This window comes from Hymenobacter sp., assembly GCF_031398885.1.
GTDB lineage: Bacteria > Bacteroidota > Bacteroidia > Cytophagales > Hymenobacteraceae > Hymenobacter.
In genome coordinates this window covers 1-25,590 of sequence record NZ_JANNOD010000082.1, presented here as the reverse complement: position 1 = coordinate 25,590, position 25,590 = coordinate 1, and the positions used below count along the sequence as shown (strand labels likewise).

Sequence of the window (25,590 nt, the reverse complement as noted above, 5' to 3'; positions counted from 1 at the left end):
GCGGCCATGCCGCTTGCCCCTTCCGACCGCCTCAGCAGCCCCCAAAACCCGCGCATCAAGCAGCTGCTGCGCCTCCAGCAGAAGGCCGCCGCGCGCCGGGCCCTGGGCCTCACGCTGGTGGAGGGCCTACGCGAGCTGACCATTGCCGTGGAAGCCGGCGTGGCCGTGGCCACCGTGTACAGTTGCCCCGAGCTAGCGGGCGAAGCCGGGCTGGCCGCGCTGCAAAGCCTGCTGGCCGGCCGCGTCTCGGTCCCGGAGCTGTTCGAAGTCACCCGCTCCGTGTTCGAGAAAGTGGCCTACCGGGAAGGGTCCGACGGCCTGCTGGCCGTGCTGCGCACCCCCGCCCGCACCCTGGCCGACCTGCGCCTGCCGCCCAACCCGCTCATTATCGTGCTCGAAGCCGTGGAGAAGCCCGGCAACCTCGGCGCCATCCTGCGCACCGCCGACGCCGCCCCGGTCGACGCCGTGCTCATCGGCGACCCGCGCACCGACCTGTTCAACCCCAACGTCATTCGGGCCAGCATCGGCTGCGTGTTCACAGTGCCGGTGGTGGCCGCGCCGGTGGCCGACATCCTGGCTTTTCTGCAAGCAAAGAGCATCCGCACCTACGCCGCCGCGCTCGCGCCCGGGGCCCGCAGCTACACCGCCTGCGACTTCCGCCCGCCCACGGCCCTGGTTTTGGGCACCGAAGCCGACGGTCTCACCGCCGCCACCCGCGCGGGCTGCGACGAAACCATTATCATCCCCATGCTGGGCCGCATCGACTCGCTCAACGTGAGCGTAGCCGGGGCCGTGCTGGCGTTCGAGGCCGTGCGGCAACGCAAGGCCGGCTAAGCGGCGTCGGGAGCGGGATTTTCCAGCTTACCAACGCGAGCCTTGAGCAGGGCTATTTCCTGGCCAGTGTCATCGTACCGGGCATTGCCCCGGTTCATGGCGTCCAAAATGGCATTGGTCATGTTGTTGAAAGTATCGGCCATTGCTCCCAGTCCCGTGCGCAGTTCGTCGCGCAATGCCGCGTTGTCTTCCTTCATCTCCCGGCGCAGGCCACCGATTTCTTCCTTCATCTCCCGGCGCAGGCCGGCAATGTCTGCACGCATGGCGTGCTGCTCAATTAGAATTTCGGCCACTACTTCCGGCAGGTCGCGCTTGTCTCGGGGTTCCATGGAAAGAGCACTACGAATAAAGTGAAAGGTCCGACAAGATAATGGCTAAACAATGTAAAGCTCACGAAAAAGGGGCATTACCGAAAGGTGACGCCCCTTTATAGCCTTCTCGAAAACCATTAATCGGCCTGCTTGGCGTAGCGCAACCGCTCGTTCTCGTCGAGCAGAATTTTGCGCATCCGAATCGACTTCGGCGTCACCTCCAGGTACTCATCCTTCTGGATGTATTCCATGGCTTCTTCCAGGGAGAACTGGCGCTTGGGCACAATCTTGGCGTTGTCGTCCGTGCCCGAGGCGCGCATGTTGGTCAGCTTCTTGCCTTTCTGGATGTTCACCGTTAGGTCGTTCGGGCGGGTGTGCTCGCCGATAACCTGGCCGCCGTACACTTCCTCGCCCGGGTCCACGAAAAACGAGCCCCGGTCCTGGAGCTTGTCGATGGTGTAGGCGGTACCGGCGCCGGTTTCCAGCGAAATCAGTGAGCCCGCAATACGGCCCGGAATCTGGCCCTTGTGCTCTTCGTAGTCCACGAAGCGGTGGTTCATGATGGCCTCGCCGCCGGTGGCGGTCAGCACGTTGTTGCGCAGGCCAATCAGGCCGCGCGACGGGATGGTGAACTCCAAATGCTGCAAGTCGCCCTTGGGCTCCATGATGGTCATTTCGCCCTTGCGCATGCTCACCAGCTCGATGACCTTGCCGGCCGATTCCTCGGGCACGTCCACCACCAGCAGCTCGATGGGCTCGGTGCGCTTGCCGTTTTCGTCTTCTTTGAACAGCACCTGGGGCTGGCCCACCTGCAGTTCGTAGCCTTCGCGGCGCATGGTTTCAATCAACACCGACAAGTGCAGAATGCCGCGGCCAAACACCAGGAAGGTATCTTCTTTGTCGGTGGCCTCTACGCGCAGGGCGAGGTTTTTCTCGGTCTCCTTGAACAGCCGGTCGCGCAGGTGGCGCGAGGTCACGAACTTGCCCTCCTTGCCGAAGAACGGCGAGTTGTTGATGGTGAACAGCATGTTCATCGTCGGCTCGTCGATGCTAATGCGCTCCAATTGCTCAGGGTTTTCGGCGTCGGCCAGCGTGTCACCGATATCGAAGCCTTCAATGCCCGACACGGCGCAGATTTCGCCGCTGCTCACCTCGTCCACCTTCACCCGGCCGAGGCCTTCGAACACGTGCAGCTCGCGGATTTTTACTTTTTTGATGCTGCCATCGGCTTTCATCAGGCTCATGTTGGCGCCTTCCTTCAGGGTGCCGCGGTGCACGCGCCCGATGGCGATGCGGCCCACGAACGACGAATAGTCAAGCGAGGTAATCTGCATCTGGGGCGTGCCGTCCAGGGTCGGGGCGGCGGGGATGGACGCCACCACGGCGTCAAGCAGCGGAATGAGGTCGGTGGTTTTGGTCTTCCAGTCGGTGCTCATCCAGCCCTGCTTGGAGGAGCCGTACAGCGTCACGAAATCGAGCTGGTCCTCGCTGGCGCCGAGGTTGAACATGAGGTCGAACACCTGCTCGTGTACCTCGTCGGGCCGGCAGTTTTCCTTGTCCACTTTGTTCACCACCACGATGGGCTTCAGCCCCAAATCAATGGCTTTGCCCAGCACGAAGCGCGTCTGCGGCATGGCGCCTTCGAAGGCATCCACGAGCAGCAGCACGCCGTCGGCCAGCTTGAGCACCCGCTCCACTTCACCGCCAAAGTCGGCGTGACCCGGGGTGTCGATGATGTTGATTTTTACGTCTTTGTACCGTACCGATACGTTCTTGGAAACGATGGTAATGCCGCGCTCCCGCTCCAAGTCGTTATTGTCGAGGATGAGGTCGTCGAAGTGCTGGTGCGCGTCGAAAATCTTGGATGCGTGGATGATTTTATCCACTAGGGTCGTTTTGCCGTGGTCGACGTGGGCGATGATGGCAATGTTCCGAATGTTCTGGGCCATATGGGGTGTTTTTGCGGGTGCAAAGGTACGGAGAAAACGGCGCAAAGCCTTGTGGTAATCAAGGATTAACACCGGGCGGGCGGGGGTGAGCCGCGGCCACGGGCAAGCCCGTCGCCCTAAATCGGTTAGGTGGCGCGTAAGGTTCCCGGGCGGTGCGCGTCCGTCGCGCCGACCGAACCACGGCCCGGCGCCGTATGTTGGCCACTTATTCACCCTCACATCCCCTGCTCATGCGCTTCTCTTTGTTAGTTCTCTTCGTTTCGGTGCTTACGCTTGGTTCGGCCTGCTCGCAAAAGCGTGACGTGGCCGCCAATACCCCCGGCCCGGCCCGCACCGTGGCTGGTAAAACGTACTTCCAGCCCCAGGCCGTCACGGGCAAGCCCGACGAGTTTCCGGTGCGCAAAACCGAGGCCGAGTGGCGCAAGGTCCTCACCCCCGACCAGTTCTACATCCTGCGTGAAAAGGGCACCGAGCGGCCCTTCACCGGCAAGTACCACGACAACCACGCCGCCGGCAGCTACTATTGCGCGGCCGACAAGAACCTGCTGTTCTACTCTGACACCAAATTTGAATCGGGCACCGGCTGGCCCAGCTTCTTTGCCCCCGCCACGGCCACCAGCGTGAAAGTGGCGTCGGACAATGCCTTTGGCATGAGCCGCGACGAAATAGTGTGCGCCAAGTGCGGCGGCCACCTGGGGCACGTGTTCAACGATGGCCCCAAGCCCACCGGCCAGCGCTACTGCATGGACGGCAACGCGCTGGTATTTGAGCAAAAGAAATAGAAAGATTGGCATTATTCCGGAAAAATTCACAAACGAAAAGCCCCCCGTCAATCCACGACGGGGGGCTTTTCGTTTGTATGAGCCCAGCAATTGCTGCTTGTGTGATGAAGCACGAGAAGGCGCCTTATTTAAATAATTATAATCAGATAAAAACTTACGTCATGCCTTACTTCACTGACCCCATCGAATACCTGCAACAAGAAGTAGCGCCCACCCGCCACCTGCTGCTGAATCACGGCTTGTATCACCGCCTCCAAACGCTGCCCGACCTGCGGCGCTTCATGGAGCACCACGTGTTTGCCGTGTGGGACTTCATGTCACTGCTCAAAACCTTGCAGCGCGACCTGACCTGCGTGCAGGTGCCTTGGGTGCCCACGGCCAACCCGGCCGCGCGGCGCCTCATCAATGAGATTGTGCTGGAAGAAGAATCTGACGTCGACCAGCAGAGCCGCCCCATTAGTCATTTCGAGCTCTACGTGCGGGCCATGGAAGAATGCGGGGCCAATACCGCGCCCATTCGGCGGCTGGTGGCCGCCGTGGCTGCCGGGCGCCCCGTAGCGCAGGCCCTGGAAGCAGCCCAAGCCCCGGAGTCGGTGCGCCAATTCGTCACAACCACGTTTGGCATCATCCAGTCGGGCAAGCCGCACACCGTAGCGGCCGCCTTCACCTTTGGCCGCGAAGACCTCATCCCGGCCATGTTCCGGCAGTTGGTGGGCGAGCTGCGCGACCGGTTTCCGGGCCAGCTCGATACGTTTACTTACTACCTCGACCGCCACATTCAGCTCGATGAGGAAGTGCACGCGCCGCTGGCGCAGCGGATGGTGCGCGAACTGTGCGGCGACGACCCCGAACGCTGGATGGAGTGCCAGCTGGCGACCGTTCAGTGCCTTGAAGCACGCATCGGGCTCTGGGAGGGCATCAAACCCGGTAAGCCCTACCCCATGCCTGCGTAGCCCGGCCAACCATCGCCGCCCGGCCCGCGTTTGAAGGGCGCGGCCAAACTTGGCCGCGCCCTTCAAACGCGCGTTGGCCATGCTGAATCTTTGTTTTTTCACCACCCGCCTGAGGCAGTTCATCGGCGCCATGCTGCTGCTGCCCGCCTGCACTGCCGCCGAGCAAACGGGCGAAAGGGCTGCCCCGGCGGCGGTAGTGCCCAGCGAAGTGCGCACCGACGCCGACCGGCGCGCCATCTACAACAGCAATGGCACCAACTCCGCCGTGCCCGATGCCACCCCCAACCGCGTGCGCCTCGGCGAACAAGCCGCGGACATCAATCGGCAGAAGCGCATCGAAAATACCAACACCAACGACCCCAACAATACCACGCCCGAAACCCGGCTGCAACGCCTCAATTACGGCTCGGCCGCGGATACCGTGCGCCGGCCTTAGCCTTAGCCGAAGGAAAATAAAGAACTTGTTAGTACGCCAAAAGCCCGTCCCCAATAATTTGGAGACGGGCTTTTGCGTGGTGGGCACTGCGCCCGGGTGCCGAAAACTAAGCGCTAACCTCGCCGGTGCTGGCGCTGTCGGCGGAATTTAGTACGTCGCTGGTTTCGGGCGCGGGGGCGGCCGGCGTACGGGGCTTGGGCCCCCGGCGGGCGCCCGCCGTTGGCGGTTTGGGGCCGTGCCGGCCTTCGAGGGGCGCGGATGCTGCCTGTGCGGGCTTGGGGCCCCGGCGCGCGCCGGTGGCAGCCTTTGCCCCGGGCTTGCGGCCGCGGGTTTTGGCGGCCGGGCCGGTTGCGGCCGGTGCCTCGGCGGCGGCGGCGCTGGCCTGGGCGGCGCGGGCCTTGCGAGGGCTGCCGTCCTTGTTCAGGGTTTGGCTTTTCTTGCGGCCGTTGCGCGCAGCTTTGCCGGTGCCGTTGCTGCTGGGACTGCCGTTCGCCGTGCCGTCGGAGCTGCCCGCCACCGCGTCGTAGTGCCGCACGATGGTATGAAGGGCCTGCTCGAACATGCGCTCCGTGTCGCCGTCGAGGCGCCGCGTGGCTTCTTTTACCACTTCCTTCAGCTTGGCCTTCGTTTCTTTGCGGATGCGGGCCACCACTTCGTTCATGCGGCTGTTCAGTTCCTTTTGCAATTGCTTGGCCGCGGACTTGAGCGACTTCTTCTGACTGGCCTTTTTAGTGGCGCGGTCGTCGGTTAAGTCGGATGCCGCGCGGCTGGCGCTCTTGGCCGTTTTGCGAACTGTTTTCTCTTCCGGAGTGCGTTTTGCGCGTTTTTCTGTCGGGGCCGGAGAAGTAGGTTTTTTCATCTGAAAAAATGGTTAATGAAGGTGAAAAAGGAAAAATAGTAGGCTGATTTTACAAGCCAATCGTAATTGACGTCACTCAAATATAAAATAAATTAATTGTCAAACGGAGTAATTGATTTATTTGTTGATTTAATTCAGCACTTTTTGCTTCACGTTTTTTGAAGTGGGTAGTAATTGCTTCGGATTTTCACCGGTTACCACAACTTGACAGCTGTTTAATTTCTTGGTTTTTCATGTCGTTCATTCCTAAGCGCTACACAGTTACCGCCGCCTTGCCTTACGCAAACGGTCCGGTTCATATTGGTCACCTGGCCGGCGTTTACTTGCCGGCCGACATTTACGTGCGGTACCTGCGCTCGGCGGGACGCGACGTTAAATTTATTTGCGGCTCCGACGAGCACGGCGTGCCCATTACCATTCGCGCCCAAAAGGAAGGCATTACGCCCCAGCAGGTTGTGGATAAATACCACGCGTTGATTCGCGATTCGTTCCGGGACTTTAGCGTGTCGTTCGACGTGTACTCGCGGACTTCTTCGGCCACGCATGCCGAAGTTTCCAGCAGCTTTTTCACTAAGTTGAACGATGCCGGGCAGTTTATCGAGCAAACCACCCAGCAATATTTTGACGAGCAAGCCCAGCAATTTTTGGCGGACCGCTACATCGTGGGCACCTGTCCCAATTGCGGGAACGACAACGCGTACGGTGACCAGTGCGAACGCTGCGGCACCTCGTTGAGTCCGACCGAATTAATTAATCCGCGCAGCATGCTCAGCGGCGCGCAGCCGGTGCTGCGCGACACCAAGCACTGGTTTTTGCCCCTGGACCAATACGAGCCCTGGCTGCGCGAGTGGATAATTGAGGGCCATAAAAACGACTGGAAAACCAACGTGTACGGCCAGTGTAAATCCTGGATTGACCAGGGCCTGCACCCCCGCGCCGTGACGCGCGACCTGGACTGGGGCGTGCCCGTGCCGGTGCTCGGCGCCGAAGGCAAAGTGCTCTACGTGTGGTTCGACGCGCCCATTGGTTACATCTCGGCCACCAAAGAGGCTTTTCCCGACGAGTGGGAGCTGTATTGGAAAGACGCTGGTTCCAAGCTGGTGCATTTCATCGGCAAGGACAACATTGTTTTTCACTGCATTATTTTCCCCGTGATGCTGAAGGCGCACGGCGAATTTATCCTGCCGGACAACGTGCCGGCGAATGAATTTCTGAATCTGGAAGGCGACAAAATCAGCACTTCGCGCAACTGGGCGGTGTGGCTGCACGAATACTTGCGGGACTTTCCTGGCCAGGCCGACGTGCTGCGCTACGTGCTGTGCGCCAACGCGCCCGAAACTAAGGACAACGACTTCACCTGGAAAGATTTTCAGGCGCGCAACAACAACGAGCTGGTGGCCACGCTCGGCAATTTTGTGAACCGTGCCGCCGTGCTCACGCACAAGTTCTTCGAAGGCAAGGTGCCGGCTCTGGGCGAATTGACTTCCATCGATGAAGACGCTTTCGCTCAATTAGCCGAATTTCCGGGCAGGATTGGGGAGTTGATTGAAAACTATCGATTCCGCGATGCGCTGGCCGAAGTATTGAATTTGGCGCGTTTGGGAAATAAATACCTGGCCGAAACCCAACCCTGGCACCTCATTAAAACCGACGCGGCGCGCACGGGCACGGCGCTGCACGTGGCCTTGCAAATTGCGGCCGCATTGGCTCCCGTGCTGGAACCCTTTTTGCCCGAGTCCGCCCAAAAACTCGCCACCATGCTTAATTCGGAATTGGGTGATTGGGCCAGTGCGGGCCGTGCCGATGCGCTGCCCGCCGGCCACCAATTGCGCGAGCCCACCCTGCTTTTTGCCAAAATAGAAGACGCCACGGTAGAAACGCAGGTGCAAAAACTATTCGACACCAAAAAAGAAAATCAACTCGCCAGCACGCCCGTAGCGCCGGGCAAGGCCGATATTTCATTCGATGATTTTGGCCAGATGGATTTGCGCATCGGCACCGTAGTCGCCGCCGAGAAAGTCGCCAAGACTAAAAAACTTCTCAAGCTCACCGTGGACCTGGGCCTGGAGCAGCGCACCATCGTGAGCGGCATTGCCGAGCATTTCATTCCCGAAGCGCTGATTGGCCAGCAAGTTCAGGTGCTGCTCAACCTGGCGCCCCGCGAAATAAAAGGAATCAAAAGCCAGGGCATGCTGCTGCTGGCCGAAAACGCCGACGGTAGTTTGGCGCTAATGCAGCCCAGCGTGCCCGTGCGCAACGGCAGCAGCGTGGCGTAAGGCCAAGACAATCGCAATGAGTCAGGGCCTGGGGCCTGGCCGTTATTGCCGGAGCACCAGCGGCCTTCTTCGTGCGAAGTAGGGCCGGCTTTAGCTCAAAAGCGACGGTAATTACTGAAGCGTCAGAACGGCGTAAAAACGCAACATTTTGCTTCTTGTTGAGCGCGCCGTTCGAGAGTTGTTGAATAAGAAGACGCGACGTGTTGGGTCTCTACTTCTCTCTTGCCTCGTGCAAGCAGCTCCTCATGGAACGACTTTAAATCGCCGGCATTGCCGGGGCCAGCCGCCCTATAGGTAGTCTTTCCGCTGGCCGGGAGCTGCAAATTCCAGCAGCATTTCCAGCAGCTCCGGGCGCGTGGAGGGACGGTCGGCCAGCAACTCGCGCAGGTCGTGGGCCTGAGCGGTCCGAAAGCCCATTGTCCATCTGGCAAAGCTGCGTTGCTGGCAAGGGCCCTCGCCGAGCACCTCGCCCTGGTGGTGGCGCGGGTCGGCGACGATGCGGTCGTAGTACAGGTGGGTCACCACGCTTTCCTCGCCTTCCAGCACCTGCAAGAACCGGCCGTCGGGGGTATACAGTAGCACCCCGGTAACGTGGTGGAGCCGGTTGTAGGTCCAGCACTGGCGCAGCAGGGCCAACAGTTCCGGCCGTGAAAAGGGAACCAGTGATTGGCTTTGGTAGATGAGGTGGTACAGGCCCATGGCGACAGGCTACAGCTTATGACAGCGTGGCTTCGAGCAGCGCGTGGCTGACCGATAAACCGGGAGCCTAGCTTTTCTCAAGTTAGCAATAAAATATTAATAATCAAATGTTTAGTCGTTAAATAAACCCGTAAAGACTTGAGCCTTACCACTAGTCACAGTGGTTGGGTTCGTGGACTGTCGGGCGGAAATGAGTGTTGGGCGGAGGCAGGTTACGCAAAGACTGCAAGCGCTCGACGAGGTTGTGGGCCAGTGCAAAGGGGGGTATTTGCTCGTTGGAGTCGGTCCATCCTGGAAGCTGTGGCGCCGCTCGGAAACGGAGTCTGTGGGCTTTCCTCGTTACTTCCGACGGATATCCCGCGGTTGGGCGGGCGCTGTGCGCGAAGTTCTAGCCGCCGCGTTGGTATTCCCCGAGGCGATAAACTCCGCACACGGGGTTCGCGCTGGACCTGCTCATTGAGCTATTTCACGTTCACCACGTTCATTGCCCGTTCCAGCCCCAACGCGCCAAACGCCAGAACCGATTCGGCGGCTCGCTCAATGCGCGTCGGCAGCTCGATTAATTCATCGGCAGAAAAAGGGTTGAGTACGTAATCCACCTGCCGGCCCTTGGGAAAATTTGCGTCCACGCCAAACCGCAGCCGCGCGTACACGTCCGTGCCCAGCGTGGCCTGGATGTCTTTGAGGCCGTTGTGGCCGCCGGCCGAGCCTTGCCCTTTCAGGCGCAACTTGCCGAAGGGCAGGGCGAGGTCGTCGGTTACCGCCAGCAGGTTCTCCACCGGAATCTTGAGCGTGGCCAGCCAGTGCGCTGCGGCCTTGCCGCTCAGGTTCATGTACGTGGTGGGCTTCACCAGCGCGTAGGTGTGGCCCTTGTGCTTGAATTCAGTCACGAAGGCGTGGCGGCTGATTTCGAAGCGCGGCGCCCCAAACTTGGCCGCCAGGTAATCGCCCACCATGAAGCCGATGTTGTGCCGGGTGGCGGCGTATTCGGGGCCAATGTTGCCCAGGCAGAGTATCAAAAACTTCATCGGGACCGCGGATTTATCGGATTAGTCGAATTAATCAGACTTGTAGATGAAAAAAGAGGAAACGTACCCGTAGCACACAAAAAAGCCGTTCCAACTCTGGAACGGCTTTTTGAGATGCTAATTACACAATGTCGTCCACGAAATCCGGTTAATTCGACTAATCCGCGGTTCCGGCAGTTACTTACCGGCGGCGAGTTCGCCTTTCAGCGCACGCGGGATGGTGATGGTGGCAATGGGCGCCTCCGAACTGGTGAGGATGGTGTAGTTGGTGGGCTTCACCGCACCTACTTTAATGGACTTGCCGAGCTCCATGGTGCTGATGTCGACCTCCACGTAGTCGGGAAGGTTTTCCATGGTGGCGCGCACTTTCACCTTGCGCAGCTTGCTGGCCAGCTTGCCACCGGCCAGGACGCCCGGCGACACGCCAATGTACTTCACGGGGATGTCCATCTTTACTTCTTTGCCGTCCTGCAACTCCAGGAAGTCGACGTGCAGGAGCATTTCGTTCACGGGGTGAAACTGGGCGTCCTGCACGATGGCGCGGTACAGGGTGCCTTCCACGTTCAGGTCCACGATGTGGGCTTCCGGCGTGTACAACAATTCGCGGAACAGGATGGCGGGCACGGAGAAGTGCACGGTGTCCTGGCCGCCATACAACACGCACGGTACTTGGGCGTCGAGGCGCAATGCCTTGGCGTCCGTTTTACCGAGATTCGCTCTTTTAAACCCTACAATCTCGAGGCTTTTCATAAAAGTGGTTTTTGAAGATAAAAAATGGCCCGTTTGGCTCCAGCGCTGGAGCCAAACGGGCCGCAAAGGTAGCGGAATAGTCTGAAAATTAAAAGCCAACCATTGTCATTGCGAGCGGAGCGCAGCAACCAAAGGTCAACGCAGCCAATTTGTCCTTCCACAATGACTGCCCCCTGGGTTGTGAGAAGCCTCGGCTCTGAAATAAGTCGGGTTTCTCTATTGCGTTTGTCTCGGTGGCTGAATGATGGCTGATGGCTGCGAGAAGAAGGACCACAGCAGTTTGAATGCACCGTGTCTACGGCGCGGCTGAATTAACCTCACCACGACCAATGCGAGGTTTATGAAACTGCTCGGGCTTCGTCTTTCATCCTGGCAACGACAAATGTTTACACGAACAGCGAGCTGATGCTCTCGTGCGTCACCACGTTGCGAATGGCCTGGGCAAAGAGCGGCGCCAGCGAAATGACGCGAATTTTCTCGTTGGCCTGCCGCTGCGGGATGGTGTCGGTCGTAATCAGCTCGGTGAGGGCCGAGGCGCGAATGCGGTCGTGGGCCGGGCCGCTGAGCAGCGGGTGCGTGACCACGGCGCGCACCGACAGGGCGCCGCGCTCCATCACCAGCTCGGCGGCTTTGCAGATGGTACCGGCGGTGTCCACCATGTCATCCACAAACACCACGTTCATGCCCTTCACGTCGCCGATGACCTGCATGGAGGCAATTTCGTTGGCCCGCAGACGCATTTTGTCGCAGACCACAATTTCGGCCCCAAACTTCTTGGCGAAGGCGCGGGTGCGCACCACGCCGCCCACGTCGGGCGAGGCAAAAATCAGGTTTTCCAGGTTCAGCGACTTGATGTAGGGGGCCAGCACGGTGGCGCCGTCGAGGTGGTCGACGGGAATGTCGAAGAAGCCCTGGATTTGGCCGGCGTGCAGGTCGCAGGTCATCAGACGGTCGGTGCCCACGCTCTGGATGATGTTGGCCACGACTTTGGCGCCGATGCTCACGCGGGGCTTGTCCTTGCGGTCTTGCCGGGCGTAGCCCATGTACGGCATCACGATGACTACTTTGTGGGCCGAGGCGCGCTTAGCGGCGTCCACCATCAGCATCAGCTCCATGAGGTTTTCGGCGGGCGGGCAGGTGCTTTGGACCAAGAACACCTCGCAGCCCCGCACGCTCTCGTCGAAGCTCGGGCCCATCTCGGTGTCGGCGAAACGCTGGAGGGTGAGCTCACCGAGGGTGGTGCCGTAAGCGTCGGCGATTTTGCCGGCCAGCTCACGCGAAGCGCTGCCGGCGAAGATTTTGACCTGTTTCATTGGGGAAGGTGCTGAGATGAGGTGGCGCGCAGCCGCTGCTGCGCTTTTAGGGTGTGGCACGCTGCCTTTGCTGCGTTTCGTCGCACGGGTACTGACGTTCAACGAGGCGCAGCAAAGGCTACGCGCTACGCACAAACGCGAAAGGCGCCGACTACTCCGAAAAACGGGAGCAGCCAGCGCCTTTTCATTTAGTCGAGCTTTGTCGTTGTCCGACCAGGGCTCGAACCTGGACTTTCTTGAATCAAAATCAAGCGTGTTGCCAGTTACACCATCGGACAGTTTCCCGGCGGGCTACGCGCCGTTTGGGACTGCAAATGTACTACCGGAAAAATTCGAGGCAAGAGTTTGTGGAAAATTTTTCCGGGGAAAGGGAGGCGCCACAGCGGCTGGAAGCAGTATCTGGTTCGCTGACGCCTGATTTTCATGCCGTAATACTCCCGGTGGGGCCCGCCAACTGGGCGGCGGGCATTGCGTCGGAAGAGGTTGGAAAAGCCGTGCTTCTGCCGTAATTTTGCGGCCTGAAACCGCAACAACTTCAACCCATAATACATCGCAATGGCGAATACCGGCAAAATCACCCAGGTCATCGGCCCCGTCGTGGACGTGAGCTTCGCGGGTGAAAACACGAAGCTGCCCAACATCCTCGACGCGCTCGAAGTCACGAAAGACAACGGCCAGGTGGTGGTGCTGGAGTGCCAGCAGCACCTGGGCGAGGACCGGGTGCGGACCATTGCCATGGACTCGACCGAAGGCCTGACCCGCGGCGCCGAAGTGCGCGACCTGGGCGCCCCGATGTCGATGCCGACCGGCGACGCCATCAAAGGCCGCTTGTTCAATGTGATTGGCCAGGCCATCGACGGCATTCCCCAGCCGAAGTCCGACGGCCCGCTGCCGATTCACCGCCAAGCCCCGCCTTTCGAGGACCTGGCCACGTCGTCGGAAATTCTTTACACCGGCATCAAAGTAATTGACTTGCTCGCTCCTTATGTAAAGGGCGGTAAGATTGGCTTGTTCGGCGGGGCCGGCGTGGGTAAGACCGTGCTCATCATGGAGCTGGTGAACAACATTGCCAAGGCCTACGCCGGTCTGTCGGTGTTTGCCGGCGTGGGCGAGCGGACCCGCGAGGGCAACGACTTGCTGCGCGAATTCATCGAGTCGGACATCATCAAGTACGGCGAGGAGTTCAAGCACTCGATGGAGGCCGGCGGCTGGGACCTGAGCAAGGTCGACGAAACCGCGCTGCTGGAGTCGCAGGCGACTTTGGTTTTTGGCCAGATGAACGAACCCCCCGGAGCCCGCGCCCGCGTGGCCCTCTCGGGCCTGACCGTGGCCGAGAACTTCCGCGACGGCGATGGCACCGGGGCCGGCCGCGACATCCTGTTCTTTATCGACAACATCTTCCGTTTCACGCAGGCGGGTTCAGAAGTGTCGGCTCTGCTGGGCCGGATGCCCTCGGCTGTGGGTTACCAGCCCACGCTGGCCACCGAAATGGGGGCCATGCAGGAGCGCATCACCTCCACCAAGCGCGGCTCCATTACCTCGGTGCAGGCCGTGTACGTGCCGGCCGACGACTTGACCGACCCAGCGCCGTCGACGACGTTTGCCCACTTGGACGCCACCACGGTACTGAGCCGCAAAATCTCCGAGCTGGGCATCTACCCTGCCGTGGACCCGCTGGATTCGACCTCGCGCATTCTCTCGGCCGACGTGATTGGCGACGAGCACTACAACACCGCCCAGCGCGTGAAGGAAATCCTCCAGCGCTACAAGGAATTGCAGGACATCATCGCCATTCTGGGCATGGACGAACTCTCCGAGGAGGATAAGCAAGTCGTGAACCGCGCCCGCCGGGTGCAGCGCTTCCTGTCGCAGCCCTTTTTCGTGGCCCAGCAGTTCACCGGCCTGCAAGGCGTGCTCGTGGACATCAAGGACACCATCCGCGGCTTCAACGAAATCATCGACGGCAAGCACGACCACCTGCCGGAAGCGGCGTTCAACCTGGTGGGCACCATCGAGGACGCGGTGGTGAAAGGCGAGAAGCTGATTGCCGAAGCCAAGTAATTATTTAGTGGTTAGTGGTCAATGGTTAGTGATTAATGTTATTTTACACGAAAGCAACTGAACGTAATTAACCACTAACCACTGTTAAACATGCACCTAGAAATCATCACCCCCGACCGCAAGGTTTTCGAAGGCGAAGTGACGTCGGCCCAGTTTCCGGGAGCCGACGGCTCGTTTGAAGTGCTGAACAACCACGCCCCGCTTATTGCCGCCCTCAAGGCCGGCGACGTGACGGTGACGGGCGCGGCCGGGCGCGAAGCCATTCGCATCGAGGGCGGCGTGGTGGAAGTGCTGCGCAACAACGTGATTGTGCTGGCCGAGGGCGCCGTGGCCTAAGCTGGTTACCTGAACCATTGAAAAGCCTTTCTGTGACCGGGAAGGCTTTTCTGCTTTCCAGACCGCATGAACATCCGCCCCAAAATCACGCCTATCTACCAAACTTCGGTCTTCAAGTTTGAAGACCTGGACGCGGTGCAGCAGTACTTCGACGAGCCGGGCAGCCGCTACCTGTACTCGCGCAACGGCAACCCCAACAGCGACGAGCTGGCCGACGCCGTGAACCGCTGGGAGGGCGGGGCCGGGGCCCTGGCCACGGGCTCGGGCATGGCGGCTATCTTCGCGGCGCTGCTGACGTATTGCCAGGCCGGCGACCACGTGCTGTGCGCGGCCGACATCTACGGCGGCTCGGCGGCGCTGCTGAACCTGGAGCTCTCGCGGCTGGGCATCGCGGTGAGCTACGTGCCGTTCGAGGAGCTGGACGACCTGAGCGCCCACCTGCGGCCCACCACCCGGCTGCTGCTCTGCGAGACGATGAGCAACCCGCTGCTGCGCGTGGTGGACTTGCGCGCGGCTGCCGTCGAGTGCCACCGCCACGGGCTAAGGCTGGTGGTGGACAACACTTTCGCCACGCCAGTGCTGACCCGGCCGCTGGCGTACGGGGCCGACCTCATGCTGCACAGCGTGACCAAGTATTTGGCCGGGCACTCCGACGTGACGGCCGGCGCCGTGGTGGCCCGCACGGCCGAAGACGCGGCCCGGCTGTGCCAAATCGGTACCGTGTTTGGCCTCACGCTGAGCCCCATGGAAAGCTGGCTGAGCGTGCGGGGCCTCAAAACGCTGCGCCTGCGGGTGGCCGCGCACAGCGAAAATGCGTGGGCGGTGGCGGAGTTTTTGGAAGAACATCCGGTTGTGGCAGCGGTGTACTACCCCGGCCTGCCCACGCATTCGCAGCACGCACTGGCGATGACGCAGGGCGGCGGCCGGTTCGGTGGGATGCTCTCGTTTCGGCTGCCCGACGACCCGGCCGTGGTCAATTCCTTTATGCGGCGCAGCCAGCGGTTCCCGTTTGCGCCCTCGCTGGCGGGCGTCGACTCCTCCTGCTCGCACCCGCTCTCCACTTCGCACCGCGCCCTGACGGATGCGCAGCGCACGGAGCTGGGCATCACCGTGGGGCTGGTGCGGCTGAGCGTGGGCATCGAACCAGTGGAGGAATTGCTGGCCGACCTGGCGCAGGCGCTGGACTAGCGGCCGTGCTTTCGGCGCAATGGCTGGTTTGGGTAATCTGAAAAGTCCGCCGGGCAGCAATTAAGTGTTTGATGGATTGTGGTCTACGGTGCTGGAAGAACGGCCGGCGAAATCCCGAAGTCGCGTTTTACTGGCGGGGCCTTGGGCGGCGGTTGACGTATTTCGCAGCGGTTAGCTGACCGATAATGGTGCTAGCTTGTGGCGTCAATACTTTTACTCCAACTCATCACCCACCCATGGCCCCCGCTTCGCCCCGACTACCGCTTGCGCTCAAACTCTTACTCACGGCTTTTCTGGCCGTGATGGTGCCGGTGTACTACCAGAATTACGGCCCCACCAACTTCTTGTATTTCTGCGACATTGCCCTGCTGCTGTGCTTTATCAGCCTCTGGACGGAGCGGGCGCTGCCGGCCTCGATGGCGGCCGTGGGCATTTTGCTGCCGCAGGCGCTGTGGTGCCTCGATTTTCTGGGTGAGCTGGTGGGAGTGCACCTGGTGGGCCTGACGGCGTACATGTTCGACCCCAACCGCTCGCTGTTTCTGCGCGGGCTCTCGTTCTTCCACGGCTGGCTGCCGTTTCTGCTGGTCTTTTTGGTGAAGCGCCTGGGCTACGACCGCCGCGCCCTGGGGGCCTGGACGGGCCTGGGCTGGGCCCTGTGCCTGGGGGCCTACTTCTTCCTGCCGCCCGCCGGCACGGTGATGGCCGACCCCAAGATTCCGGTCAACATCAACTACGTGTTTGGGTTCGACGACGCCAAGGCCCAGACCTGGCTGCCGGGCCCGGTGTACCTGCTGGGCTGGATGGCCACGCTGTTCGTGGTGTGCTACCTGCCCACGCACCTGCTGCTGCGCAAGGTGTTTCGGCAGCCGGCCCCGCCCGCAAGCGCGACGGTGGCGCCGGCCGCGGCCGAGTTGGCGTAGGCCGGCGGTCGGCAACTCAGCTTCTGATGCGGGTGGCGTGGGCAGGAAATATCGGCGGAATCTGGTCTGAAACCGTAAGCTCAAGGGTTGACCATCCGCTTTTTCATTCATGCCCCGCACGATAATCGTCTCCAACCGCCTCCCCACCAAAGTTCTGCGTTCCGAAGAAAACCTCCTGACCTTTCAGCCCAGCGAAGGCGGCCTCGCCACCGGGCTGGGCTCCATCTACCGCCAGGCGGGCAACGTGTGGGTGGGCTGGCCGGGACTGTACGTGACCGACGCGGCCGAGGAACAGTACGTGACCGAACAGCTCCACGCCGAGAGCATGGCCCCGGTGTTTCTGACGGAAGCCGAAATCCGGGATTTCTACGAGGGCTTCAGCAACTCCACGCTCTGGCCCACCTTTCACTACTTCACCCAATTTGCCACCTACGAGCAGGCCCACTGGGACGCCTACGTGGCCGTGAACGAGAAGTTCTGCCAGGTTGTGCTGGCGCAGTCGGGCCCCGAAGACATCATCTGGGTGCACGACTACCAGCTGCTGCTGCTGCCCGAGCTGCTGCGCCGCGCCCGGCCCGATGCCACCATCGGCTTTTTCCTGCACATCCCGTTTCCGTCGTACGAGCTGCTCCGGGTGCTGCCCTGGCGCAACCAGCTGCTGGCCGGCATGCTGGGGGCCGACCTCATCGGCTTCCACACGTTTGGCTACCTGCGGCACTTCCTCAGCGCCGTGTCGCAGCTGCTGGGTTATTCGGCCCAAAACGGCCAGATTGAGGTGGGGCAGCGCGCCGTGCGCGTCGACGCTTTTCCCATGGGCATTGACTACGAGCGCTACGCTGAGGCGGCCAACTCGGCGGCGGCCCGCCAGCACGAGGCCGTGTACCGCGCGGCCCTGCGCGACACCCGGGTCATCCTGTCCATCGACCGGCTCGACTACACCAAGGGCATTGCCCAACGCATCCGGGCCTTCGAAGTGCTGCTGCAGCGCTACCCCGAATGGCGCGAGCAGGTGAGCCTGATTATGCTGGTGGTGCCCTCGCGGGACCAGGTGGCCCAGTATGCGGCGCTGAAGGAGGAGATTGACGAGCTGGTGGGCCGCATCAACGCCGCGTACTGCACCGTCGGCTGGAACCCCATCCTCTACTTTTACCGCTCCCTGCCGCTGGAAGAGCTGGCCTCGCTCTACCGCATTGCGGAAGTGGCCCTCGTGACGCCCATGCGCGACGGCATGAACCTGGTGGCCAAAGAGTACATCGCCAGCAGCACCGACCAGCGCGGCGTGCTCATCCTGAGCGAGCGGGCCGGGGCCGCCCGCGAGCTGTCCGACGCCCTCATCATCAACCCCACCGACATCAACCAACTGGCCGAAACCATGCACGAGGCCCTCGTGATGCCCGAGGAAGAGCAGGTGCAGCGCATGGCCGCCATGCAGGTCCTCGTGCAGCGCTACAACGTGTTTTCCTGGACCCGGCTTTTTCTGAACCAGCTGGCCTACACGAAGATGAAACAGCAAACCCTGGCCACCGAAACCCTGGCCCCGGCCCCCACCGACCAGCTCCTGCAGGCCTACCACGCCGCCGAACAGCGCCTGCTGCTGCTCGACTACGACGGCACGCTGGTGCCCTTCCACCCCAACCCGCAGCGCGCCCAGCCCGACCGGGAGCTGCTGCTGCTGCTGCGCGCCCTCGCCGACGATGCTCGGAACCGGGTGGTCATCATCAGCGGGCGCGACCGGGCCACCCTGGAAAACTGGCTGGGCCACCTGCCCGTCGACTTTATTGCCGAGCACGGGGTGTGGCTGCGGGCGGCCGGGGAAGAATGGAGCCTGTTTCAGCCCCTGCGCAACGACTGGAAGCGCGAACTGCGCCCGGTGCTGGAGCTGTACGTGGCCCGCACGGCCGGCTCGTTCATTGAGGAGAAGGAATATTCCCTGGCCTGGCACTACCGCCGCGCCGACGACGAGCTGGGGGTGGTGCGCTCGCGCGAGCTGCTCAACCACCTCACGTTCATGACCTCCAACACCGACCTGCAAGTGCTGGAGGGCAACAAGGTGCTGGAAATCAAAAATGCCGGCGTCAACAAGGGCACGGCCGCGGCCCGCTGGTTCAGCCAATACAACCCCGCCTTCACCCTGGCCCTGGGCGACGACCGCACCGACGAGGACACCTTCCGGGCCTTGCCCCCGGAGGCCTTCACCGTGCGCGTGGGGTCAGCCGCGCATTCGTCGGCGCGGTTCCACGTGGCCTCGCCCACCGAGGTGCGCGAGCTGCTGCGCAAGCTGCTGGGGTGAGACGCTGCGCTTAATTGAGAATGAGGAATGAGGAATGAGCAGTGAGCAGTGAGCAGTGAGCAGTGCGCAAAAAGACCGTCATGCTGAGCTTGCCGAAGCATCTCGCCCGCTTCGCTGCACGATTGAGTTACTACTACACGCGAGATGCTTCGGCTACGCTCAGCATGACGGTCTTTTTGCGCACTGCGCACTGCTCACTGCTCACTGCTCACTGCTCACTGCTCATTAAGCGCAGCGTCTCACCCCACGAAATGCGGCTTGTCCAGCCGCTGGGCGATGCGGTAGGCGGCGTTCACCAGGCCCACGTGGCTGTAGGCCTGCGGGAAGTTGCCCCACTGCGAGCCCGTGCGGGCGTCCACGTCCTCAGAGAGCAGGCCCAGGTGGTTGGTGTAGGCCAGCAGCTTCTCGAACTCGCGGGCGGCGTCGTCGAGGCGGCCTACGCAGGCCAGCGCTTCCACGTACCAGAAGGAGCAGATGAGAAACGTGGTTTCGGGCGTGCCGAAATCGTCGGGGTGGCGGTAGCGGTAGAACAGGCCCTCGGGGGTTCGCAGCTCTTTTTCCAGCTCCGCCAGGTGCCGGCGGGCCCGCTCCGAAGCCGGGTCGAGGTAGCCCATGAGGATGAGCTGGAGGGTGCTGGCGTCGAGGTTGGCGGAGCCGATGGCATTGGTGTACACGCCGCGCTCGGCGTCGTAACAATGCTCGATGCGGGCGCTGGCGGCCTCAATCAGGCGGGTGGCGCGGGCTTCCATGGCGGCGTTGCCCAGGGTGCGGGCCACCTGGCGGGCGGCGTGGCCGCCGGCCCAGTGGAAGAGAAAGGTGTAGCAGTGGCGCTGCGCGATGTGGCGGAATTCCCAGAGGCCGGCGTCGGGCTGGTCGAGGGTGGTTTCCATGTAATGCAGGGCTTCGGCGGCCAGCTTCTCGGGCGGCAGCTGGGTGGGGTTCACGAAGCGGGCGTCGACGTAGAGCGGCAGCAGCGCCACCAGCACCTGGCCGTACACGTCGTTCTGGATGTGGGTGTAGGCGTCGTTGCCGATGCGCACGGGCTGGTTGCCCAGGTAGCCGGCCAGCGGCAGCTCGGTTTCCACCAGGTCGGCCCGGCCGCCGATGCTGTAGAGCGGCTGGTACTTGTCCTGCACCTTGCCGGTGATGTTGGCGATGAACAGAAAGTAGCGCTCCATCTCTTCGAAGTGGCCGATGTTGTCGAAGGCCGTGAGGATGTAGTAGGTGTCGCGCATCCAGCAGAAGCGGTAGTCCCAGTTGCGGGTGCTGCCGGGGGCCTCGGGCAGGCTGGTGGTGCTGGCCGCGATGATGGCCCCGGTGTCCTCGTACTGGTGCATCTTGAGGGCCAGCGCCGAGCGAATCACCGCACCCTGGTGGAAGGTGCCGATGCTGGTGCTCTTCACCCACTGCTGCCAGTAGGCGGTGGTGCCGCGCAAAAACTGCTCGGCGGTGCTTTCCAGCGGGGCTTCCAGCGGCGCGCCGTAGGTGAGCACCAGGTAGCGGGGCTCGTTCAGCACGAAATCCTCCTCGTCCAGCACGTAGGTCAGGGGAATGTTGGTGGTGAGGCGAATTTCCTCTTCCAGGCCCAGAAAGGCAATGTGGTTGGAGCTGCGGCGGCGCGTCAGCGCCAGCTCGCCGTACTGGCCCACGGGCCGGCAGGTTACCCGCACGCGGGGCGTGCCGGCCAGCGGCTCCAGCTTCCGAATGAGCATCAGCGGCTTGTAGTACCGCTCGTACTGCGCGAAGCGGGGCGCGAAATCCGTGACGCGGTAGCGCCCGTCGGCCGTGGTGATTTCCGTGTGCAGCACGTTGGTGTTGGGCCCGTAGTACTGGTTCGAAGTAAACGAGGCCCCGCCGGCCGGCCGCACGCTGAACTCGCCGCCCTTCTGCTCATCCAACAAGCTGCCGAACACGAAGCTGCTATCAAAGCGCGGCCAGCAGAGCCAGCGCACGGCCGTGTCGGTGCCAATCAGGCCCAGAAAGGCGCAGTTGCCAATCAGGCCCAGGTCATAGGTGTGTTTCGTCATCAAAAGTGGGGCTACGCGGTCGGCATTGCGGCCGCATGAGTGGGCCGCCCCCTGGCGGCCCCACCCGCTAATACCGCGTCCCGCCGGCCGGGGTTACCACAACGCGTGGTTTCCTACAGCTTATCCGACACCTGGTCGGAGAGTTGCCGGGCGGTGCGCAGCGTTTGGAACTCGGCCTGCTGCGACCGGATGGTGAGCTTGTCTTCGAACGAAAAAGAGGTGCGAAGCTGCTCGTAGCGGGCGTTGAGGGCGCTGAGCACGTTGGCAGCGGTGGCCCAGTCGGCGGCCCGCCAGCCGTGGCGGTCGGCATTCACCCGCTCCAGAAAGGCGGCGTACACATTGAGCAAGGCCGGCGCGCTGAGGGTAGCCACGGCCGTCTTGCGGCGCAGGAAAGCCGTGACCTGGGCATCGGTGGCGCGGCCGTCGGCCACGGCGGCCGGCGCGGGCACCGTCCGGGCCGGCACCGTCCGGGCGGGCGCCGGGCTGCCGGCCGTGGCGGGCGTGTCGGCGGGCACGTAGGTGCGGGTGGTGCGCCGGACCACCTTGCCCGTGGCCGGGTCCAGGTCTTCGGTGACTTCGGTAACCTGGCGGGGGTTAGGCGCGGCCGGGCGGGCGGCGGGCGTGGTTTGAGCCGCGGCGGCCAGGGGTAAGGCCAGCAGCAGGGCGGCGAAAAAACGAGGAGTGGAATTCATGGCGAATAAAAGAGGAACGAGCCTATAACGGCAAAGCAGGCCCAAATGGTCTGCGGCCGGCGCGCAGGGGCAAGAATGGCGCCAGGTCCAACTAGTTGTCGTTAGCTCGGGCGTTCTAGCACGGCCCCAATCGCGCGGCGCAGGTCGGCGCACGTTGCCCCCGTATCTGGCACAGACCGAGGCAGTAGTCGGTAAATGGAGCAAGCTTAACAATGAACAGATTGTGACACCGTGGCCGTCGAGGTGGCAACGCAGTATCTTCGATGAACCACTGACCTAGGCAAAGGAGTTGTCAGGTTGCTGCTTTTCACCACTCAAGGCCACATCATGTCCATTGACACTCAGTCCGACGCCATTCCCGCCATGCGGCCAAGCCGGGTCAACGTCTATTCCCCCGCCGACATCAAGCGTTGGGGAGTTGAGCGTTTCCTGGATGCGGTCGCCCGGAAAGAACCATTGGAAATACCCGACCTAGGCTTTACGGACGAGGAAAACGAAACTATGGACGAAGTACTGCGCCAAGAGCGCGAAGCCGCTGCTCATGGTCTTTGACACGAATGCGGTTATCGCGCACATTCGGCGGAAGCAGCTCTTGCCCGCCCGTGCCGTTCTACCCGTCGTCGTTGTGGGCGAGTTGAGGGCATTCGTGTTGAAAAGCAACTGGGGTTATCAGCGCGTGGCTTTTTTGGAATACTTGTTCGGACAATACCCCGTGGTGGCCATCATTGAAGACTTAACCAACTTGTACGCCCACGTGGATGCCTACAGCCAGGGCAAGCTCATCGGCCAGCCGTTGCCGACTGGTCTCACGGCCCGCAACATGGGTAAAAACGACCTTTGGATTGCAGCCACGGCGCTCGACCTAGACATGCCCTTGCACACGGCCGACCACGATTTCGACCATTTGCTGCCGTTGGGGCTCATCTTGGTCAAAGAGCTATAGGATTGGCGCACGGGCCGGGCTGACGGAGTAGACCATCACTCACCCCAGCGCCTCGCGCAACGCCTCGGCCACGCGGCGCAGGTCGGCGTCGGTCATGGCCGTGCCGCTGGGCAGGCACAGGCCCCGGGCAAACAAGTCGGCGCACACTGCGCCGCCGTACGTGGGCGCGGCGGCGAACAGCGGCTGGAGGTGCAGCGGCTTCCAAAGCGGGCGGCTCTCGACGTTGCGGGTTTCGAGGTGCCGGCGCAACGTTTCGGGCGTGGCGGCGGTTGCACCGGCGTCTTCCGGGTCGGCGGGGTTGAGCAGGATGGTGGTGAGCCAGCGGTTGGCGTGGCTGCCGGCCGGCTCCGGGGCCAGGGCCACCGTGAGGCCCGGCAGGTCGGCGAGGTGCCGGCGGTACCAGTCGAATATCTCGCGGCGGCGCTTCACGCGGTCGGGCAGCAGCTCCATCTGGCCGCGGCCAATGCCGGCCAGGATGTTGCTCAGCCGGTAGTTGTAGCCCACTTCGGAGTGCTGGTAGTGGGGGGCATCGTCCTTGGCCTGGGTGGCCAGGAAGCGCACCCGCTCGGCCAGGGCGCGGTCGTAGGTGACGAGGGCGCCGCCGCCGCCGGTGGTCAGGATTTTGTTGCCATTAAACGAAAACACGCCCACCCGCCCAAAGCCCCCCAGCGGCTGCAGCTGCCAGCTGGCGCCCAGGGCCTCAGCCGCGTCTTCGAGCACCGGCAGGTCGTATTCGGCGGCCAGGGCCAGCAACTCGGGCAGCTTGGCGGGCATCCCATAAAGGTGCACCAGCAGCAGGGCTTTGGGCTTTTTGCCCCGGGCAATGCGGTCATCCAGGGCCTCGCGCAGGCGCCGGGGGCACATGTTCCAGGTGTCGGGCTCGCTGTCGACAAACACCGGCGTGGCCCCCAGGTACAGGATGGGGTTGGCCGTGGCCACGAACGTGAACGAGGGGCACAGCACTTCGTCGCCGGGCCCCACACCCAACACCAGCAGCCCCAGGTGAATGGCCGCCGTGCCCGAACTGAGCGCCACGCAGTAGGGCACGCCCACCGCCGCGCAAATGTCGGCCTCGAAGCCCGCCAGATTGGGCCCGGCCGGCGCCACCCAGTTGTCCTCAATGGCCTTGTGCACGTAGTTCAGCTCGTGCCGGCCGAGGTGGGGCGGGGAGAGGAAAAGACGGTCGTGGTCCTGGCTACGCATGTGGATAATTAAGAATTAATAATTAACAATTAATAATTAAAAATGAATATTTCTGTCGTCCATCGCGTCTACCGCGTCCGACTGTTAATTCTTAATTCTTAATTCTTAATTATCCTCGCGGGTACGCCCACGGCGGTGACGTTGGCGGGCAGGTCGCGGACGGCCACGGCGCCGGCCCCGACGATGGTGTTGGCTCCGATGCTCACGCCCTGGATAAGGGTGGCGTTGGTGCCCAGGTACACGCCGGCCGCCAGCCGGGCCCCGCCGCTGACGTTGGCGTGCGGCATCAGGGAGCAGAAGTCGCCCAGTACGGCGTCGTGGCCCACGGTGCAGCCCAGGTTGAGCAGCACGAAGCGGCCCAGCGTAATGTCGCAGGTCAGCACGCAGCCCTGCTGCACGATGCAGCCCGGGCCGAGCGTGACGCGCTGGTGCGGGGCCAGGTCCACCCGCGGGTGGACCAGCACTGGGAACGTGAGGTGCGGCGCCGTGAGCCGGGCCACCACCGCGGCCCGGTTGGCGGGGTTGCCCACGGCCACGGCTACGGCCAGCGGCCCGGGGGCGGCGTTGAGGTCGGCGCTGGTGCCCAGGTAGGGGAGGCCGGCCACGGGGGCGGCGGCGGGGGCGCGGTCGTCGTAGAAGCCGCGCACGTCCCAGGTGGGGCGGGTTTCGTTGAGCTGGTGCAGCAGCAGCAGCACCTCGCGGCCCAGGCCACCGGCGCCGAAAATTACCAGCGGTGGAGCGGGTTCGGCCACTTCGTATCCTGAAGAAAATAACTTGGTCATGAAGAAGCTACGAGGAAACCGGGGGCGGGGGGCTGCCCCGAAACGGCGTGGTGGTGGCCTGGCCCGGCGCGGTCACGCCGCGGCCGCGCAGCACCTGGCCGGCCGTGCGCCACAAGATGGTCAGGTCCAGCGCCCACGACACATTCTCGACGTACCACACGTCGTGGGCAAATTTTTCTTCCCAGGCCAGCGCATTGCGGCCGTTCACCTGGGCCCAGCCGGTGAGGCCGGGGCGCACGGCGTGGCGCCGGGCCTGAGCCGGTGAGTACAAGGACAGGTACTCGGGCAGCAGCGGGCGCGGACCCACCAGGCTGAGGTCGCCGCGCAGCACGTTCCAGAGCTGGGGCAGCTCGTCGAGCGAAGTGGCCCGCAACCAGCGGCCCACGGCCGGCAGGCGCTGGGCGTCGGGCAGCAATTGGCCCTGGGCGTCGCGCGCGTCGGTCATGGTTTGCAGCTTGTAGAGCGTGAACAGGCGCCCGCGCCAGCCCGGCCGCCGCTGGCGGAACAGCCAGCGCCCGTAGTTCTGGCTCGCCGCCAGGGCCGCCGCACCCGCCAGCAGCGGCAGGGCCAGCAGCAGCAGCGGCCCGGCCAGCATCACGTCGAAAAGCCGCTTGCCGAACCGGGGGTAGAAGGAATGAGGAATGAGGAATGAAGAATGAGGAATGGCCGCGGGCATACACAAAAGTAGCCGACTCGGCTTGGGTGGTAGTTTTGCGAACCGGCAAGGCAGAAGGAGTTGAATCATCCCGCCACTTAAATTCTTCATTGTTAGAGCACTTTTCAAGTTTGTGTGTTGGTCTGTCAGGCTCCCCTCTCCTGGGGAGAGGGGCCGGGGGTGAGGTTGCGCATCCGGTTCAACCTGAAGCGTCTCGCCCTGCACCGTCGTGAGACGGCCCTGAACGAACGCAAGCGGATCGAGTTGGAGAAGTCAGGACGAACGCTGATCTACCGGGTTCCG

Annotated in this window: 24 protein-coding genes and 1 tRNA gene; 12 read left to right on the top strand and 13 right to left on the bottom strand. The window is 62.5% G+C overall.

Features of this window, described 5'->3' with window-relative positions:
* The first annotated feature begins 6 nt into the window (after window positions 1-6).
* Window positions 7-834, top strand: coding sequence for a TrmH family RNA methyltransferase (locus RMO51_RS15855; RefSeq protein WP_310396241.1), 828 nt, complete (start codon window positions 7-9; stop codon window positions 832-834).
* Here RMO51_RS15855 and RMO51_RS15850 read toward each other — a convergent pair.
* Both RMO51_RS15850 and typA read right to left on the bottom strand, forming a co-directional pair.
* Window positions 831-1,163, bottom strand: a complete 333-nt coding sequence (locus tag RMO51_RS15850; RefSeq protein WP_310396240.1) for a hypothetical protein — start codon at window positions 1,161-1,163, stop codon at window positions 831-833. The genes RMO51_RS15855 and RMO51_RS15850 overlap by 4 nt on opposite strands.
* Before the next feature lie 119 nt (window positions 1,164-1,282).
* Window positions 1,283-3,094, bottom strand: coding sequence for a translational GTPase TypA (gene typA, locus RMO51_RS15845; RefSeq protein ID WP_310396239.1), 1,812 nt, complete (start codon window positions 3,092-3,094; stop codon window positions 1,283-1,285).
* 230 nt (window positions 3,095-3,324) lie between these two features.
* On the opposite strand from typA, the gene msrB reads away from it, so the two are divergent.
* The 3 genes from msrB (at window position 3,325) to RMO51_RS15830 (ending at window position 5,265) form a co-directional block, all read left to right on the top strand.
* A complete protein-coding gene (gene msrB, locus RMO51_RS15840; protein WP_310396237.1) occupies window positions 3,325-3,876 on the top strand; it encodes a peptide-methionine (R)-S-oxide reductase MsrB in 552 nt (183 codons plus the stop codon).
* A 161-nt stretch (window positions 3,877-4,037) separates the two neighbouring features.
* Window positions 4,038-4,829: a DUF3050 domain-containing protein gene (locus RMO51_RS15835; protein WP_310396234.1), complete on the top strand. Its 792-nt coding sequence runs from the start codon at window positions 4,038-4,040 to the stop codon at window positions 4,827-4,829.
* A gap of 79 nt (window positions 4,830-4,908) precedes the next feature.
* Window positions 4,909-5,265: a hypothetical protein gene (locus RMO51_RS15830; RefSeq protein ID WP_310396233.1), complete on the top strand. Its 357-nt coding sequence runs from the start codon at window positions 4,909-4,911 to the stop codon at window positions 5,263-5,265.
* 106 nt (window positions 5,266-5,371) lie between these two features.
* Here RMO51_RS15830 and RMO51_RS15825 read toward each other — a convergent pair whose 3' ends face one another.
* A complete protein-coding gene (locus RMO51_RS15825; RefSeq protein ID WP_310396231.1) occupies window positions 5,372-6,124 on the bottom strand; it encodes a hypothetical protein in 753 nt (250 codons plus the stop codon).
* Between the two features lie 233 nt (window positions 6,125-6,357).
* Between RMO51_RS15825 and metG the strand changes: the two genes are divergently transcribed.
* Window positions 6,358-8,400 (top strand): methionine--tRNA ligase, encoded by a 2,043-nt coding sequence (metG, locus tag RMO51_RS15820; RefSeq protein WP_310396230.1) that lies wholly within the window; start codon window positions 6,358-6,360, stop codon window positions 8,398-8,400.
* A 288-nt stretch (window positions 8,401-8,688) separates the two neighbouring features.
* Here metG and RMO51_RS15815 read toward each other — a convergent pair whose 3' ends face one another.
* From RMO51_RS15815 to RMO51_RS15795, 5 genes are all read right to left on the bottom strand, one after another.
* Complete coding sequence (locus RMO51_RS15815) at window positions 8,689-9,099, bottom strand: BLUF domain-containing protein (RefSeq protein WP_310396228.1); 411 nt, start codon at window positions 9,097-9,099, stop codon at window positions 8,689-8,691.
* 461 nt (window positions 9,100-9,560) lie between these two features.
* Window positions 9,561-10,127 (bottom strand): aminoacyl-tRNA hydrolase, encoded by a 567-nt coding sequence (pth, locus tag RMO51_RS15810; protein ID WP_310396227.1) that lies wholly within the window; start codon window positions 10,125-10,127, stop codon window positions 9,561-9,563.
* Window positions 10,128-10,304: 177 nt separating this feature from the next.
* On the bottom strand, window positions 10,305-10,877 hold the full coding sequence (locus RMO51_RS15805; protein ID WP_310396226.1) for a 50S ribosomal protein L25/general stress protein Ctc: 573 nt from the start codon (window positions 10,875-10,877) through the stop codon (window positions 10,305-10,307).
* A gap of 386 nt (window positions 10,878-11,263) precedes the next feature.
* Window positions 11,264-12,190, bottom strand: a complete 927-nt coding sequence (locus RMO51_RS15800) for a ribose-phosphate pyrophosphokinase (RefSeq protein ID WP_310396224.1) — start codon at window positions 12,188-12,190, stop codon at window positions 11,264-11,266.
* A 205-nt stretch (window positions 12,191-12,395) separates the two neighbouring features.
* Window positions 12,396-12,468: transfer RNA gene (locus tag RMO51_RS15795), tRNA-Gln, on the bottom strand.
* Between the two features lie 277 nt (window positions 12,469-12,745).
* Here RMO51_RS15795 and atpD point away from each other — a divergent pair.
* From atpD to RMO51_RS15770, 5 genes are all read left to right on the top strand, one after another.
* Window positions 12,746-14,251, top strand: a complete 1,506-nt coding sequence (atpD, locus tag RMO51_RS15790) for a F0F1 ATP synthase subunit beta (protein ID WP_310396222.1) — start codon at window positions 12,746-12,748, stop codon at window positions 14,249-14,251.
* 90 nt (window positions 14,252-14,341) lie between these two features.
* Window positions 14,342-14,587, top strand: coding sequence for an ATP synthase F1 subunit epsilon (gene atpC, locus RMO51_RS15785; RefSeq protein WP_310396220.1), 246 nt, complete (start codon window positions 14,342-14,344; stop codon window positions 14,585-14,587).
* A 66-nt stretch (window positions 14,588-14,653) separates the two neighbouring features.
* Entirely contained in the window at window positions 14,654-15,775 is a 1,122-nt protein-coding gene (locus RMO51_RS15780) for an aminotransferase class I/II-fold pyridoxal phosphate-dependent enzyme (protein WP_310396219.1), read from the top strand.
* A gap of 236 nt (window positions 15,776-16,011) precedes the next feature.
* Window positions 16,012-16,695, top strand: coding sequence for a membrane-associated protein (locus tag RMO51_RS15775; protein WP_310396217.1), 684 nt, complete (start codon window positions 16,012-16,014; stop codon window positions 16,693-16,695).
* 109 nt (window positions 16,696-16,804) lie between these two features.
* Window positions 16,805-18,985 carry a bifunctional alpha,alpha-trehalose-phosphate synthase (UDP-forming)/trehalose-phosphatase gene (locus RMO51_RS15770; RefSeq protein WP_310396216.1) on the top strand — a complete coding sequence of 727 codons (2,181 nt, stop codon included), beginning with the start codon at window positions 16,805-16,807 and terminating at the stop codon, window positions 18,983-18,985.
* Between the two features lie 239 nt (window positions 18,986-19,224).
* On the opposite strand, the gene RMO51_RS15765 is transcribed toward RMO51_RS15770, so the two are convergent.
* Complete coding sequence (locus RMO51_RS15765; protein ID WP_310396215.1) at window positions 19,225-21,012, bottom strand: glycoside hydrolase family 15 protein; 1,788 nt, start codon at window positions 21,010-21,012, stop codon at window positions 19,225-19,227.
* A 113-nt stretch (window positions 21,013-21,125) separates the two neighbouring features.
* Window positions 21,126-21,704, bottom strand: coding sequence for a hypothetical protein (locus tag RMO51_RS15760; protein WP_310396214.1), 579 nt, complete (start codon window positions 21,702-21,704; stop codon window positions 21,126-21,128).
* A 297-nt stretch (window positions 21,705-22,001) separates the two neighbouring features.
* On the opposite strand from RMO51_RS15760, the gene RMO51_RS15755 reads away from it, so the two are divergent.
* Both RMO51_RS15755 and RMO51_RS15750 read left to right on the top strand, forming a co-directional pair.
* Window positions 22,002-22,256 carry a DUF2673 domain-containing protein gene (locus tag RMO51_RS15755; protein ID WP_310396212.1) on the top strand — a complete coding sequence of 85 codons (255 nt, stop codon included), beginning with the start codon at window positions 22,002-22,004 and terminating at the stop codon, window positions 22,254-22,256.
* Complete coding sequence (locus tag RMO51_RS15750; RefSeq protein ID WP_310396210.1) at window positions 22,246-22,647, top strand: PIN domain-containing protein; 402 nt, start codon at window positions 22,246-22,248, stop codon at window positions 22,645-22,647. The genes RMO51_RS15755 and RMO51_RS15750 overlap by 11 nt, the downstream gene beginning before the upstream one ends.
* Before the next feature lie 39 nt (window positions 22,648-22,686).
* On the opposite strand, the gene RMO51_RS15745 is transcribed toward RMO51_RS15750, so the two are convergent.
* From RMO51_RS15745 to RMO51_RS15735, 3 genes are all read right to left on the bottom strand, one after another.
* The gene (locus RMO51_RS15745) at window positions 22,687-23,850 is read right to left on the bottom strand and encodes a DegT/DnrJ/EryC1/StrS family aminotransferase (protein WP_310396207.1); all 1,164 of its coding nucleotides are present in this window, start codon (window positions 23,848-23,850) and stop codon (window positions 22,687-22,689) included.
* A gap of 98 nt (window positions 23,851-23,948) precedes the next feature.
* A complete protein-coding gene (locus tag RMO51_RS15740; protein WP_310396204.1) occupies window positions 23,949-24,632 on the bottom strand; it encodes an acetyltransferase in 684 nt (227 codons plus the stop codon).
* 7 nt (window positions 24,633-24,639) lie between these two features.
* Entirely contained in the window at window positions 24,640-25,308 is a 669-nt protein-coding gene (locus tag RMO51_RS15735; RefSeq protein WP_310396203.1) for a sugar transferase, read from the bottom strand.
* Window positions 25,309-25,590 lie beyond the last annotated feature (282 nt).